The following is a 13,218-nucleotide window of genomic DNA, read 5'->3' on the forward strand; positions in this document are numbered from 1 at the left end:
GGCGTCATCCTTCGCTAGTGGTCCCCCGGGCCCAGACGGTAGCCGAATCGGATTGGGCCGCAAAAACATTCCGGTCGGAATCGTTTGCCCGGCGGGTACGCACGATCCGGGTGACGACATCGATCAGCGCCAGGCCCGCCGCCGCGATCAGCAGCGAAGCCAGCACCAGCCACGGGCCCGAATAGCGGGTGGCGCTGAACCCGGGTACCTCACCCATCGGCGCGAACTCCGTGGTCTGCACGCCTTGACGCCAACTGAGCACGGCCGCAACGACACACACCACCGCGATCAGCGCATCGACGGCCATCGGCACGATTCGTCGGTTCATCGCTCGGCTCCGTTCTCGTCGGGACGCCGCTCGGGCGTCGGGTCGGCGACCGCGCGTGGTCCCGCGTCGGGCTGCGCGCCGTTTTCGACGGGCCCGTCGCCGGCCCGCGGTCGCGGATCGGGCCTGCGCTCGTCCAGTGCGGTCGTCAACGCGGCGCGCAGGCCGCGATGATCGCGAGCCCACGCCTGCACCACGTCACCGTCGGTGCGCCGCAGCCCGATCCCGGTGCGGCGGCGCGGCACTCCCGACAGTTCGCCGAGCGCACGCGCGGACTCCCAGTGTTCATCGTCCCAGTTCTGCTCATCGGATTCGCCGAGGACGGCGTCGATGGCGTCGAGCGGCAGCGTCTCGGTGCCGTTACGCAGGGTTTCGGAAGTGAGTTCGACGCTGACGTGCCTGCGCGCGGCGACCACTTGCAGCGCGACGAAGCCGGCGATCAACACGCTGCAGAAGACGAGGGCGAACCAGTGCGGCGTACTTCCGGTGGCGAGTTCCAGGATGAGGATGAGCAGGCACAGCGCGGGCCCGTAGGCGACCGCGCGCCATCGTCCGCCTGGTTCGGCGAACAGGACGGTCCCGGAATCGTTCATGCAGCACCGCTCATGACGGCTGGGACCGGGACAGCGACAGCGCGGAGATCAGCCGAGGAGGCCGGGGATCAGCAGGACGGCGACGGTGACCAGACCGAACAGCACCAGCAGGCTCAACACGAGCAGATCCCGCCGAACGCTCTGTGGCTGTTGGATCACCACTCGCATTACTGCCTCCGATCTCCCGGAGCAGTCGCGACGTCCATATCCGAACGTCGGGGCGACCACTTCGGGTTCCCACTCCTACTGTGACAACCCTCACGATACATGTCGGCGCGGCCCCGACAAACTCAGCCCCGGCCCCGACGACCGTTCACCGCCGGTTCATCTGGAAGTACCGGGTCGAGTCCGGACGGTGACTCAGATAGATCGCGCCGGCCGCGAGCACGCCCTGCACGATGGCCGCGCCGCCGGCCACCAGCGAGGCGATTCCGCTCACCGCGTCCAGCGCGAACAACGACCCGATGGCCATGAAGACCAGCCACACACCGGCGAAGGTGAGCACCGCGCGCGCCCAGGCCTTGCCGCGAGCCAGCTGATGCACCACGAGCAGCCCGATCCCGGCGATCACCAGGCCGAACACCACGACGAGCGCGAACGCGATCGTCACCATGAGGTCGGCGGTCGCCTCGCTGAACTGCGGGTCGGTCGTCCGGGCCTGTTCGAGCATGTCCGCGGTGAAGCTGTCGCGCTGACCGATGGCGGTGATCACCGAGGCGATCAACTGCACCAGGCCCACCGCGATGGCGGCCCACCACAGCTGACGCGCGGTGCCGACGTCTTCGGGCATGACGGGCGCCGGGTCGGCGCCCGGCGGTTTCGGCATGTTCACGACAGCCAGTGCGCCGCCTCGGTCGCCCAGTAGGTGAGCACGATGTCCGCGCCCGCCCGGCGGATACCGATCAGCGATTCGATGATGGCGCCGCGACGGTCGATCCAGCCGCGTTCGGCGGCGGCGGTGATCATCGCGTATTCACCAGAGATCTGATAGGCGGCCACCGGCACCGTCGAGCGGTCGGCCACCTCGCGCAGGATGTCCAGGTAGGACATGGCCGGTTTCACCATGACCAGATCGGCGCCTTCGGCCAGATCCAGCTCGACCTCGCGCAGCGACTCGCGGCGATTGGCCGGATCCTGCTGGTAGGTGCGCCGATCGCCCTGGAGCGAGGAGCCGACGGCCTCACGGAAGGGGCCGTAGAAGGCAGAGGCGTATTTCGCCGCGTAGGCGAGGATGCCGGTATCGAGATGGCCGGTGGCGTCGAGACCGCCCCGGATCGCGGCGACCTGGCCGTCCATCATGCCGCTGGTACCGAGCAGATCCGCACCAGCCTCGGCCTGCGCGATGGCCATTTCCACATAGCGGTCGAGGGTGGCGTCGTTGTCGACGGAGCCGTCGGCGGCGAGCACACCGCAGTGGCCGTGATCGGTGAATTCGTCCAGGCAGGTGTCGGCCATGATCACCGTCGACGAGCCGACCTCCTCGGCCAGGGCGCGCAGGCCGCGGTTGAGGATGCCGTCCGGGTCGGTGGCCCCGCTGCCCGCGGCGTCCTTGTCCTCCGGACGCGGCACACCGAACAACATCAGCCCGCCGACACCGGCCGAGACGGCCTCGACCGCGGCCTTGCGCAGCGAATCCAGCGAATGCTGCTGCACGCCCGGCATGGATCCGATCTCGCGCGGCTCATCGATGCCGTCGGCGACGAACATCGGCAGCACCAGATGCCGCGGCTCGAGTGAGGTCTCCGCCACCAGCCGCCGGATCGCAGGGGTACGCCGCAATCGTCGCGGACGTTCCGTTCCCGTCATAGCCCGCACGATACGCCTGCGGCGCCGGCCGCGTTCAGCCGCGTCGACGCACTCCGATCCCGGCGAGATGGGCCGAAACGGCCGGTAGGGCGGCCGAAAACCATTGCGCACAACGAAGTTTGTCGGTGGTCGCGGGTAGAATCGAAGACATGTTCGAAGGGGCGCGCGTGCCCCGGATCACCACGGGAGGGATGTCAGATGGCTTCGAAGGCAGCTCACATCGACCACGTCCACACCGCGCCCGCACGGCGTCCGCTACCGGCCGGGCGCCCGCGCTCCTGGTACATCCTGCACAACCGGCGCCGCAAGGCGATGCGGCTGGCCATCGCCCTGCTCGATTCGGGCGTGTACGCGCCGGGCTATGCCACCGACCGCAAGATCCGGGCCGCCGCGGAGATCGCGGGCGTGCGGCCACCCTCGGATGCCACCTGCGAGCTGGTGCGCACTCTGCTACGTCAGCACCGCTGAGCGGCGGTGGGCCTGCACCGCATCGGCCGCGCAGGCTCGCCTCCGTTGGCGCACCGCGCCGAATTACGCTCACCGGTCGGAGTTTTCGGCGGACAACACCTGTCGGCGCGCCCGCGCGCTGACTACCATCGGTCACCGCCCACGAGCGCGGTACCACCACCGCTCGCCCACAGACGAATTCGGATCAACGATGACATCCGCAGATGCCGTGCACGCCATGCTGCTCGGATTCGCCGGCCGTATCCCGGACCGGTACCTGACCGATCTTCGCTACAGCCTGAGCCTCGGTGATCAGCGCGAGGTCGCCTACGCCGTCGAGGCGATCGCGCGCCGCCGCAAGATCGCGCTACGCCCTGCCGAACTCACGACCCTGGCCGAGATCCTGGGAACGCGGTTCACTCGCTGGGGCATGCGCGATGTCGTGGCACCCGCGCCGGGCGCGCGGGTCCCGTTCGAATTCACCCCGCTGCTACCGGATTCCGCCGAACTGTCGGTGGCGCCGATGCCGCGCGCGCTCGATCTGACCGGTGCCACCGGCAGCGCCGATCACGCGCCTGACGAGATCGATACCGCTGCCATCGAAGCGGCCCGCGAGCACAGCTCGGTGATCGGCGTATGGCGGTCCTGGCGCAGGCCCGCGCAACCGTATCCGGAGGGGTGGCCGCGCACACCGCGGCGGGTTTACCTGGTCGAGGTGGGCGGTGCGGGCCTGCCGTGGATCGTCGCCGCCGATGTGGCCTCGGCGCTGCACACGGCGGGCCAGACGGACGGGCAGGTCGAGGTCTACACCACCGGTGACGATCTCCCGCGCTATCAACTCGGCGCCCGTGCGCGCTCGTGCCTGCTGTGGGCCGCGGACGATACGGCACCGCGCATCCCCGCCCCGTTCACCGAGCACCCCGTCCGCTTCCCCGCGAACCACCCGCGGCTGACCGACACCAGGGCAGCGGTGCGTTACCTGCGCACCGCGCCCGCGGTCTGCCGGGCGACCGGAGTGGCGGATACGGTCGAGCCGGAATCCGCCGTGCCGGTACCGATGACGATCCGCACCGACGGGCGCTGGGTGTGGCCGGAAGCGGTCGCGCACTATCTCGACGAGTACGGATTGGCACCGGATCCCGCACTGACCGAGCATCTGCGGACCGCTGGGCCGCCACCGCTTTTCGTCGACGGTGTCGCCCTGTTCCGAGCCGGAATCATCGGGCGGCAGGTGCCGGGGCCGCGCAGCCTGGTGAGCGCGGAAGCGCCTGCCCCGCATCGTCATCGGTATGCGCCGGTGCCTGCCGCCGTGCTGCGGGTGGCCTGGTCGCGAATGCCGGATCGACTCGATCTGACCGACCTCTCCGGAAACGACGACCTGGCCGAGCTGCTGATGGACCGCGGCGACCGAGCCGTGATCGGTGCGGTCCGCGAGCTCGGGGTGGCCGTCGGCCTCTGGCGGGCCTGGCGCTTCCCCGCGCACGAACCGCCGCGCCGCGGGCACCGGCACTACCTGGTGGAAGTGAGTTCGATGAACGCCTTCCATCGCGCCGCCGGCCCGCACTGGATCGAACGGATCTCGCGGGCGGCGGGCCGATCCGACGGACGGCCGGCCACCATCGAGGTACTGGCCACCGGTGCTCCCCGCAGCACCGGCCAGACCCGGGTCTCGGGCAAGAGTGCACTGCTGTGGGCCCGCACGCGGCCGGAGTCGCGCACGGTCACCCGGGTGCGCGCTTTCGTCACACCGACCGATCTGCAAGACGGGGTGCTGCGATTCCGCGCGGACATCGCGGCGCAGGAGCGGCACACGCCGACCGCGGCCTACTGGGCGGAGCTGCGTCGCAACCGCGCGGCCATCGCTGATGTCCCTGTGGAACCCGAGCCGACCGACGTCGACCCGCCACAGGGATCCGCCCGGCGTGCGCCCGGCGATATCGCCCGCACGCTCGGAAGATTCGTGCTGCGCACCCTCTTCGCCCTTCCCCTGGCCATCCTGGGATGGGTGCTGCTCGCGGATCATCCGGACGCCGCGCGCTGGTACCTCTACGGGATGGGCGGCTGGTTCGTCGCAACGCTGATACTCGGGCTGCTCCTGTTGGAGGTCGGCTCGCACCTGCACCGCCGTCCGCAGGAGGCGGCCGCCCGGGTGCGCAGACGCGCCGATGCCGAACGCGCCCAGCGCCTGGAGAAATGGCAACGCGCGGCGACTGGTTCGATGATCGAACTGCCGGGCTCGCTCGCCGATGTGTATACCGAGCTGCGCCGCACCGAACGCACCCTCGGCTCCCTCGACCGCGCCACCGAGGACGCATCCGCCGCAAGTGATCTCGTCGGCGGCGAGAACAGCGGTGGCCGCCGGCAGAGTTCGCGCGACGGCGGCCCGGGCGAGGGGGCCACATTCCGTACTGCTCGCAGCAGCGGTCCGCTCGCCGGCAGTTCACGCACCGTTGGCGGCGGCGGTTGGCGGCGCGCCGACGACGCACGCGCCGGCTCCGTGCCTCGCGGCGATGCACCCAGCGCCGGGAACACATCGCGCGCCAGCGGCGGCGATCCGCAGGGCAGCGGCGCGAAAACCCCCGACCAGCGCGGCGGCCGAGCACGCGGCGAGACCGGACGGCGAAGCAGCGGGTCGCGCGGCAGTGGCGCCCACGGAATCAGTTCGGGCGGTGGCCGGTTCGGGAAGGATTCGCAGCGCGGAGGTTCGCGCGGTACCGACGCGGCGCGGAATAGATCACGCTCTGGCACTGCGGGACAGAGCGTTTCACGGACGGGCCGTTCGCGCGAGGGAGGCGGTTCGTCCGCCGACAGCAGCTGGTATCGCTCGAACAGCGTCCCGGGACCGATCGACTGGGGTGCGGGCGGCGACAGCTGGAGCGGTGGGAGTTCCGGCGGGTGGAGCGGCGGCGATTCCAGTGGTGGCGGCGGCGGAGGGGGCTGCGGTGGTGGGAGTGGTTAACTCGGACACCCCGAACACACCAGCAGCGCGATCGATGATCGCGCTGCTGGGTCGAACGGTGGTGTGCCGTGCGGCGGCCGGACTAGCGGCTGCGGCGGCTCTTCTTGCGCGGCGGGGGCAGCAGGCCCTCGGCGCGCAGCCGGGCGGCGTGCTCGGCCAGCGCCTCCACCAGCGGGCCGACCTGGGCGGTTTCGGGCTGCACGTCCACGCGCAGGCCGAACTCGATGGCGGTCTCGGCGGTCTTGGGGCCGATGCACGCGACGATGGTGCGGGCATGCGGCTTGCCTGCGATACCGACCAGGTTGCGGACGGTGGAGGACGAGGTGAACAGGACCGCGTCGAAACCGCCGGTCTTGATCATCTCGCGGGTTTCGGCGGGCGGCGGCGAGGCGCGCACCGTGCGGTAGGCGGTGACGTCGTCGATTTCCCAGCCGCGGTCACGCAGGCCCTCGGCGAGGGTTTCGGTGGCGATATCGGCGCGCGGCAGCAGCACCCGGTTCACCGGGTCGAACACGTCGTCATAGGGCGGGAAGTCGGCGAGCAGCCCCTCGGAGGACTGTTCACCGCTGGGCAGCAGCTCCGGATTGATGCCGAAGGAGCGCACCTTCTCCGCGGTGGCCTCGCCGACGCAGGCGATCTTCACCCCGGAGAACGCCCGCGCGTCCAGTCCGAATTCGGAGAACTTCTCCCATACCGCGCGCACCGCGTTGGTGGAGGTGAACACCACCCACTGGTAGCGGCCGTCGACCAGGCCCTTGACCGCGCGTTCCATCTGCGCGGGGCTGCGCGGCGGCTCGACGGCGATGGTCGGCACTTCCATGGGGATGGCGCCATGGGTCACCAGGCGCTCGCTCATCTCGGCGGCCTGATCCTTGGTGCGCGGCACCAGGACGGTCCAGCCGTACAGCGCCCGCGATTCCCACCACGACATCTTCGACCGCTGCGCGACGACCTTGCCGATGGTCACCACCAGCGGGCCGACCAGCTCGGAGGCGGCGCTGTTGAGCGTGGCCAGGGTGGCTTCGATGGTGCGCTGCTGGCGGGTGGTGCCGCGTACGGTCACCGCGACCGGCGTCTGCGGCGCCATACCGTGTTCGACCAGCGCGCTCGCGGTCTCGGCCAGGTGGCCGGAGGTGGCGTGCAGCACCAGCGGCCCGGGCGCGGCGGCCAGCGCCGCCCAATCGACCTCGCCGCGCACATCGGCCTCGGTGTGGCCCGATCCCAGTGCGATACCGGCGTAGCTCGGCACCGCCGACCCGCCGGGCAGACCGGGCAGCACCTCGAACACCATGTGCGAGCGGGTCACGGTGGTGACCTCGGCGATCACCGCGTCGGTGGTCAGCGGATCGCCCGCGACCACGCGCACCACGTCGTGTCCGGCGCGCGCCTCGGCGATCAGCGTCTTGGCGACCTCGGCCGGCTCACCGAGAGCGGGCCGCACGTCGACGGCGGACTCACCGTCGGGGCCCGGCTCGACGGCGGTGCCGATCAGGGCCAGCACACCCTTGTCGACGTCGGGGTCGGTGAAGGCGAGCGTTGCCCGGCCGAGCACCTCGCGCGCCCGCACGGTGAGCAGCGCCGGATCTCCTGGACCCGACCCGACGAACAGGATTCGACCGGGATGCTTCTTAGCGGCTCGACTCATCGGTTGTTCTCCATTGGACTGGGATCGGTGACGTCTGTGGGGGCGGCCGCTGCCGGGGCGGGTTCGGCGGCGAGCAATTCGCGCGCACCGAGCTCCAGCAGCTCGCGGGCCAGCGCCCGCCCCAATTCGGCGGCATCAGCGGGCGCACCCACCACCGACGCGCGCAGCACGTCGGAGCCGTCGATGGCAGCCGCGCAGCCGCGCAGCGAGAGTTCCTCGACGATGCGACCGTCGTCGTCGAGGGATTCGACCACCTCGGCGATGGCGCCGACCGGCGCGGTACATCCGGCCTCCAGCTCGGCCAGCAACGCCCGTTCGGCGATCACGGCGGCCCGGGTGGCGGCATCGTCGAGCGTGCTGAGCAGCTCGATCAGTTCGGCGTCGTCGCTGCGGCATTCCACGGCGAGGGCGCCCTGAGCGGGTGCGGACAGCATCTGCACGGGTTCGAGGGCCTCGGTCACCGCGTCGAGGCGGCCGATGCGCGCGAGCCCGGCGCGGGCCACGACGATCGCGTCGAGTTCGCCCTCGCTGACCTTGCGCAACCGGGAGTCGAGATTGCCGCGCAGCGGCACGATCTGCAAGCCGAGGCCGAGCGCGCGCAGCTGCGCGCCGCGGCGCGGAGCCGAGGTGCCGACCACCGAACCGGCGGGCAGCTCACCGAGCACCAGGCCGTCGCGGGCGACGAGGGCGTCGCGGGGGTCCTCGCGCTGCGGGATGGCGGCGATGGTGAAGCGGTCGTCCGGCGCGGTGGGCAGGTCTTTGTAGGAGTGCACCGCGATATCGACGGTGCCCGCGGCGAGTTCGTCGCGCAACGCCGAGGTGAAGACGCCGACGCCGATCTTCTCCACCGGATCCGAGGACAGATCGCCGGGTGTCTTGACCACGACCAGTTCCGCGGGCCGACCGGCGGCGATCAGCGCGTCACGCACGGTGCCCGCCTGGGTCAGCGCGAGCAGGCTGCCTCTGGTGCCGATCCGCAGCGGGGCGCGCACCTCCGAAGCCGACCGGGTGGTGGCCGTCATCGATGCATTCATGCTGACTCCTTTTGGGCGTGGACGAAACGGCCTACGTGGTCACGCAGGCTGCCGCCTCCGGCCGTCGACCCGTTCACGCCGTCTGCTCCTCTTCGTCGCCGAGATGACCGGCGGTGAAATCGTCGGCCAGGGTGACTTCGCTGTCGTCCGGGACCGCGTGGATCTCCATGGGCGCGGCAACCGCCTGCGCCGCACCGGGTTTGAGTTCGAACAACTCGCGTAGCGCCTCGGCGTAGCTGTCGCCGCCCGGCGTCGAGGCCAGCTGCTTGACCCGCACCGTCGGCGCGTGCAGCAGCTTGTCCACCACCCGGCGCACCGTGCGCGCGACCTCGTCGCGTTCCGGATCGGCCAGATCGGGCAGCCGCGAATCCAGCCGCATCAGTTCGGCTTCCACCACTTCGGCGGCCCGCTGACGCAGTGCGGCAACGGTGGGGGTGACCTCGGCCATCCGCTGGCCGGCCAGGTATTTGGCGAGTTCGTCGGCGACGATCGTGCGGGCTGCCACCGTGTCGTCGGCGGCCGCGCCCGCGGCGGGATCGCGCTGCAAGGTCTCGATATCGATGACGGTGACGCCAGGCAGCCCGGCCACCGCGTGTTCCACATCGCGGGGCAGGCCGAGATCGCAGAACACCAGCGGACGTTCATGCGCGCGGTCGCGCGCGGCGAGCGCGGTGTGCGTATCGGCCAGGTTCACCACGGCGCCGACCGCCCCGGTGCAGGTGATCACCACATCGGCGGCCGCCATGGCCTCGGGCAGCCGGGACAGCTCCATCGCCTCGGCCTCGACCCCGTGCGTGCCCGCGGTGGCGGCGAGCCGCTGTGCCCGTTCCATGGTGCGGTTGACGACGACGATGCGTCCGATGCCCGCCCGCGACAGATGCGCGACCGCGAGCCCGCCCATCGCACCGGCGCCGACCACGACCGCGGTCCGTCCGGTGAGCGGGCCGAGCACGGCGCCCGCGCGGTCGAGCGCGACCGACACCACCGAGGCGCCGGCCCGGTCGATCCCGGTCTCCGAATGCACCCGCTTGCCGACCCGCAGCGCATGCTGAGCCAGTTCGTGCAGGGTGCGCCCGACGGCCTGCTGGGCGTCGGCGGTGGCGTAGGCGCTGCGGATCTGGCTGAGCACCTGCTGCTCGCCGATCACCATCGAATCGAGTCCGCTGGAGACGGCGAACAGATGCTCGGCCGCCGCCTCGCTGTAGCGGACGTAAGCGTGCTTGGTCAGATCCGGCAGCGGCAACCCGGAGTGCTTGGTGAGCAGGTCGCCCACCTCGGCGAGACCACCGTGGAAGGCGTCGACCACCGCGTACACCTCGACGCGGTTGCAGGTGGAGACGATCATCGCCTCGGACACGTGGCTGGAGGTGAGCAGCCGGTCGATCAGCTTGGGCCGGTCGGAGTCGGTGATGGCGACCTTCTCCAGCACCGAGACCGGGGCACTGCGATGGGAGATGCCGACGAGAAGAACACTCATGGTGTGACCACCGATCCCTTGCTGGTTGGCTCCGTTGCCGAATGCGAGGTTGCCGGATGCTGTGGGGTTGCCGGATGCTGGGTGGCCGCCGCCGGATGGGCGCGGCCGGGATGCGCGGGCTGCGGATGGGTATTCGCCGCCCGGCGGCCGACGCGGCCGGAACCGAGCGGATGGGCGACCGGGATCGAGTCGCCGCGCTCGCCGACCGCGGGCCCGTCGCCCGGCCACCGGTCGGTCTCGGCATTGCGCACCCGCTCGAACGACAGCATCTGCATCTCGACGGCCAGATCGACCCGGCGCACCTCGACCGTGGCCGGTACCACCAGCTCGCAGGGGGCGAAGCTCAGAATCGACTGCAGACCGGCCGCGACCAGCGCATCACAGACCTGCTGGGCGGCATCGTCGGGGACGGCGATGACCGCGATGGTCGGCTCGAGCGTGGCGATCACCGCATCGAGTTCGCCCGCGTCACGGACCCGGAGCCCGGACACCGTGCGCCCGATCAGCGCGGGATCGTTGTCGAACAGGCCGACAACGGTGAATCCGCGGCGCCGGAATCCGCCGTAGCCGACGAGGGCGCGACCGAGGTTTCCCGCGCCGACCAGCACGACGCGGTGCCCCTCGGACAGGCCGAGCACATCTTCGATCCTGGTCCGCAGCTTGGCGACGTCGTAGCCGACGCCGCGAACACCGTTGGGGCCGAGGAAGGACAGGTCCTTGCGCAGCTTCGCGGAATTGACACCCGCCGCGACAGCGAGTTCCTCACTCGATACGATGAGCACACCGTCGTCGGCCAACATGGCGAGGACTCGGAGGTAGGTGGCCAGCCGCGCCACCGTCGCCTGCGGAATGTCCTTATGGGTACGATTGGCGGCCTCGTGGTTCCGCGAGCTGCCGCCTTCGGGCCCGTCGCTCGACCGCAGAGCTTTGGAGGCGCCACCCGGCGCCTCATGGTGCTCTGTCACGTCCTCGGCTCCTCGCCCGTCCTGAAGTCAGGCCGGTTCGTCTGTGACCTCCGTCCCGGGCTGCTCCGGTGACGGGATCGAATGTCGGGTTGATTCACCGCGCGCCGGCACACTCGAGAACGCTGCTCGAGAACGCTCTCGAGAATCCTCGGCCCGCGGGTCGCGTGCCACCACCGTAACCGCTTGTGAAGCCCTGCACAAAGTCGGTGAAATTGGCCTCATTTTCCCCCGCGACCAGCGCAGCGCCGCTCGGCGCGCCGATCATCGGCTCAGGTCGGCTCGCAATCGCGGTTCGTCGACGTCGAAATAGCTGTGCTCACGACCGTTGAGCAGCACCACAGGAAGCCGGTCGCCGTATTCCGCGCGCAGGCCAGGGTCGGTGGCGGCGGCTTCGTCGACGTCGATGGTGCCGACCTGCACTCCGTAATCGGCGCAGATGGTCCGCAACTGTTCGAGTGCGATGGCACACATTCCGCAGCCGGCCCTGGTCAGCAGGGTCACCGATGGCGGCGCGCCGGATCCGGCACTTTCTGTGGGATTGGTCATGAAGGTTATTAAATCCCCTCGCCACGCCAGTGCGACTGCGCACGGTCCTGGGGTCATGAGGGCGGAATCCGGTTACTGTTGGACGTGGCTTGCGCCTGGCAGGTCACGGCCGGGCGGCGGTGGAATGTGCCACCACGCAGGCCCCGGTCAGGCGCGAACCGACACAGCGGTCGAGCGACGGGCCCGGAGGCGGCAGCTTGCGTCACCACGCGCAGGGCCCCGGGAGACCGCCGGATCGACACAGCGGTCGAGCGACGGACCCGGAGGCGGCAGCTTGCGTAACCACGTAGGGGCCCCGGGAGACCGCCGGACTGACACAGCGCGACGGGCGGAGGTACTGGTGCCGGAACGATCGAGGGTGGCGAGGACCGGATTCATCGCGGGGCGGTTCGGCGAGTTTCCGGCGCGGTGGAATCTGGGCCCGCTGGGCCAGGGCCTCACCGATCAGCTCGCCCGCATCTCCCGCAGCCCGTTCGGCCCGAGCGAAGAGGAACTGCGGGCCAACCTGGCGGGTGAGGCCAGCGCCGACGCCGCGCTGGCGCTGCACGACGCGGAATTGGCCTCGGCCGCCGACGAGGAGACCGGTGGACCGGAGGTTCCGCGCGATCTCACCGCGGCGGCGTTTTTCGATGTCGACAACACCATGGTGCAGGGCGCATCGATCGTGCATTTCGCGCGCGGACTGGCCGCTCGCAAATACTTCAAGACCTCGGATCTGGTCGATATCGCCTGGAAACAGGTCAAATTCCGGGTGACCGGCAAAGAAAACAGCACCGATATGGCCTCGGGCAAGGAAAAAGCGCTCGAATTCATCGCCGGCCGTTCCACCGCCGAACTGGCCGCACTCGGTGAGGAGATCTACGACGAGATCATCGCCGACAAGATCTGGCCGGGCACCAGGGCGCTGGCGCAGATGCATCTGGACGCGGGTCAGCAGGTGTGGCTGGTCACCGCGACGCCGGTGGAGCTGGCACAGGTGATCGCCAAGCGGCTCGGGCTCACCGGCGCGCTCGGCACGGTGGCCGAGAGTGTGGACGGCAAGTTCACCGGCCGCCTGGTCGGCGACATCCTGCACGGGCTCGGCAAGGCGCACGCGGTGCGCACCCTCGCCATCCGCGAGGGCCTCAACCTCAAGCGCTGCACCGCCTATTCCGACAGCCACAACGACGTGCCGATGCTGTCGCTGGTCGGCACCGCGGTGGCGATCAACCCGGATTCGGATCTGCGTGAGGTCGCCAAGAACCGCGGCTGGGAGATCCGCGATTTCCGCACCGGACGCAAGGCCGCCAAGATCGGCGTGCCAACGGCGCTTGCGCTCGGGGCGGCCGGCGGTGCGGTGGCGGCGGCCATCACCCGGCGGCGCGAGCTGCACTGACGCCGTCGCGATCCGAACCGCACCGGCAGCAGCGCCGGTAGGGCGG

General features: G+C 70.5%; 12 protein-coding genes. 3 read left to right on the top strand and 9 right to left on the bottom strand.

The annotated features are described in order from the left end of the window. Positions 1 to 4 precede the first annotated feature (4 nt). The 4 genes from GV790_RS02970 to hemB form a co-directional block, all read right to left on the bottom strand. Positions 5 to 328 carry a hypothetical protein gene (locus GV790_RS02970; protein ID WP_163810200.1) on the bottom strand — a complete coding sequence of 108 codons (324 nt, stop codon included), beginning with the start codon at positions 326 to 328 and terminating at the stop codon, positions 5 to 7. Further along, positions 325 to 918 (bottom strand): hypothetical protein, encoded by a 594-nt coding sequence (locus tag GV790_RS02975; protein WP_163810203.1) that lies wholly within the window; start codon positions 916 to 918, stop codon positions 325 to 327. Before GV790_RS02975 ends, GV790_RS02970 begins: the two co-directional genes overlap by 4 nt. A 313-nt stretch (positions 919 to 1,231) precedes the next feature. Then, positions 1,232 to 1,744: a hypothetical protein gene (locus GV790_RS02980; RefSeq protein WP_228806699.1), complete on the bottom strand. Its 513-nt coding sequence runs from the start codon at positions 1,742 to 1,744 to the stop codon at positions 1,232 to 1,234. 2 nt (positions 1,745 to 1,746) lie between these two features. Then, positions 1,747 to 2,724 carry a porphobilinogen synthase gene (gene hemB, locus GV790_RS02985; RefSeq protein WP_163810207.1) on the bottom strand — a complete coding sequence of 326 codons (978 nt, stop codon included), beginning with the start codon at positions 2,722 to 2,724 and terminating at the stop codon, positions 1,747 to 1,749. Positions 2,725 to 2,922: 198 nt separating this feature from the next. On the opposite strand from hemB, the gene GV790_RS02990 reads away from it, so the two are divergent. Next, positions 2,923 to 3,192, top strand: coding sequence for a hypothetical protein (locus tag GV790_RS02990; protein WP_163810209.1), 270 nt, complete (start codon positions 2,923 to 2,925; stop codon positions 3,190 to 3,192). A 190-nt stretch (positions 3,193 to 3,382) separates the two neighbouring features. After that, positions 3,383 to 6,130 carry a hypothetical protein gene (locus tag GV790_RS02995; protein ID WP_163810210.1) on the top strand — a complete coding sequence of 916 codons (2,748 nt, stop codon included), beginning with the start codon at positions 3,383 to 3,385 and terminating at the stop codon, positions 6,128 to 6,130. Between the two features lie 82 nt (positions 6,131 to 6,212). On the opposite strand, the gene GV790_RS03000 is transcribed toward GV790_RS02995, so the two are convergent. The 5 genes from GV790_RS03000 to GV790_RS03020 all read right to left on the bottom strand — a co-directional run bounded on the left by GV790_RS03000 (position 6,213) and on the right by GV790_RS03020 (position 11,797). Further along, positions 6,213 to 7,775 carry a bifunctional uroporphyrinogen-III C-methyltransferase/uroporphyrinogen-III synthase gene (locus GV790_RS03000; protein ID WP_163810212.1) on the bottom strand — a complete coding sequence of 521 codons (1,563 nt, stop codon included), beginning with the start codon at positions 7,773 to 7,775 and terminating at the stop codon, positions 6,213 to 6,215. Next, positions 7,772 to 8,809: a hydroxymethylbilane synthase gene (hemC, locus tag GV790_RS03005; RefSeq protein WP_163810214.1), complete on the bottom strand. Its 1,038-nt coding sequence runs from the start codon at positions 8,807 to 8,809 to the stop codon at positions 7,772 to 7,774. The genes GV790_RS03000 and hemC overlap by 4 nt, the downstream gene beginning before the upstream one ends. A gap of 73 nt (positions 8,810 to 8,882) precedes the next feature. Then, the gene (locus GV790_RS03010; protein ID WP_163810216.1) at positions 8,883 to 10,286 is read right to left on the bottom strand and encodes a glutamyl-tRNA reductase; all 1,404 of its coding nucleotides are present in this window, start codon (positions 10,284 to 10,286) and stop codon (positions 8,883 to 8,885) included. Further along, positions 10,283 to 11,251 (bottom strand): redox-sensing transcriptional repressor Rex, encoded by a 969-nt coding sequence (locus GV790_RS03015; RefSeq protein ID WP_163810218.1) that lies wholly within the window; start codon positions 11,249 to 11,251, stop codon positions 10,283 to 10,285. The genes GV790_RS03010 and GV790_RS03015 overlap by 4 nt, the downstream gene beginning before the upstream one ends. Positions 11,252 to 11,512: 261 nt before the next feature. Continuing rightward, a complete protein-coding gene (locus tag GV790_RS03020; RefSeq protein ID WP_163810220.1) occupies positions 11,513 to 11,797 on the bottom strand; it encodes a glutaredoxin family protein in 285 nt (94 codons plus the stop codon). Positions 11,798 to 12,212: 415 nt separating this feature from the next. Here GV790_RS03020 and GV790_RS03025 point away from each other — a divergent pair, with 415 nt between their 5' ends. Further along, on the top strand, positions 12,213 to 13,172 hold the full coding sequence (locus GV790_RS03025) for an HAD family hydrolase (RefSeq protein WP_228807032.1): 960 nt from the start codon (positions 12,213 to 12,215) through the stop codon (positions 13,170 to 13,172). The last annotated feature ends 46 nt before the right edge of the window (positions 13,173 to 13,218 follow it).

The sequence above is a fragment of the Nocardia cyriacigeorgica genome (genome assembly GCF_010858045.1).
Taxonomy (GTDB): domain Bacteria; phylum Actinomycetota; class Actinomycetes; order Mycobacteriales; family Mycobacteriaceae; genus Nocardia; species Nocardia cyriacigeorgica_E.

Excerpts from the sequence above, each read along its gene's own strand:
- GV790_RS03010 (WP_163810216.1), bottom strand. The coding sequence starts at position 10,286 with ATGAGTGTTCTTCTCGTCGGCATCTCCCATCGCAGTGCCCCGGTCTCG.
- GV790_RS03000 (WP_163810212.1), bottom strand. The coding sequence starts at position 7,775 with ATGAGTCGAGCCGCTAAGAAGCATCCCGGTCGAATCCTGTTCGTCGGG.
- GV790_RS02990 (WP_163810209.1), top strand. The coding sequence starts at position 2,923 with ATGGCTTCGAAGGCAGCTCACATCGACCACGTCCACACCGCGCCCGCA.
- hemC (WP_163810214.1), bottom strand. The coding sequence starts at position 8,809 with ATGAATGCATCGATGACGGCCACCACCCGGTCGGCTTCGGAGGTGCGC.
- hemB (WP_163810207.1), bottom strand. The coding sequence starts at position 2,724 with ATGACGGGAACGGAACGTCCGCGACGATTGCGGCGTACCCCTGCGATC.
- GV790_RS03020 (WP_163810220.1), bottom strand. The coding sequence starts at position 11,797 with ATGACCAATCCCACAGAAAGTGCCGGATCCGGCGCGCCGCCATCGGTG.
- GV790_RS02970 (WP_163810200.1), bottom strand. The coding sequence starts at position 328 with ATGAACCGACGAATCGTGCCGATGGCCGTCGATGCGCTGATCGCGGTG.
- GV790_RS02995 (WP_163810210.1), top strand. The coding sequence starts at position 3,383 with ATGACATCCGCAGATGCCGTGCACGCCATGCTGCTCGGATTCGCCGGC.
- GV790_RS02975 (WP_163810203.1), bottom strand. The coding sequence starts at position 918 with ATGAACGATTCCGGGACCGTCCTGTTCGCCGAACCAGGCGGACGATGG.
- GV790_RS02980 (WP_228806699.1), bottom strand. The coding sequence starts at position 1,744 with ATGCCGAAACCGCCGGGCGCCGACCCGGCGCCCGTCATGCCCGAAGAC.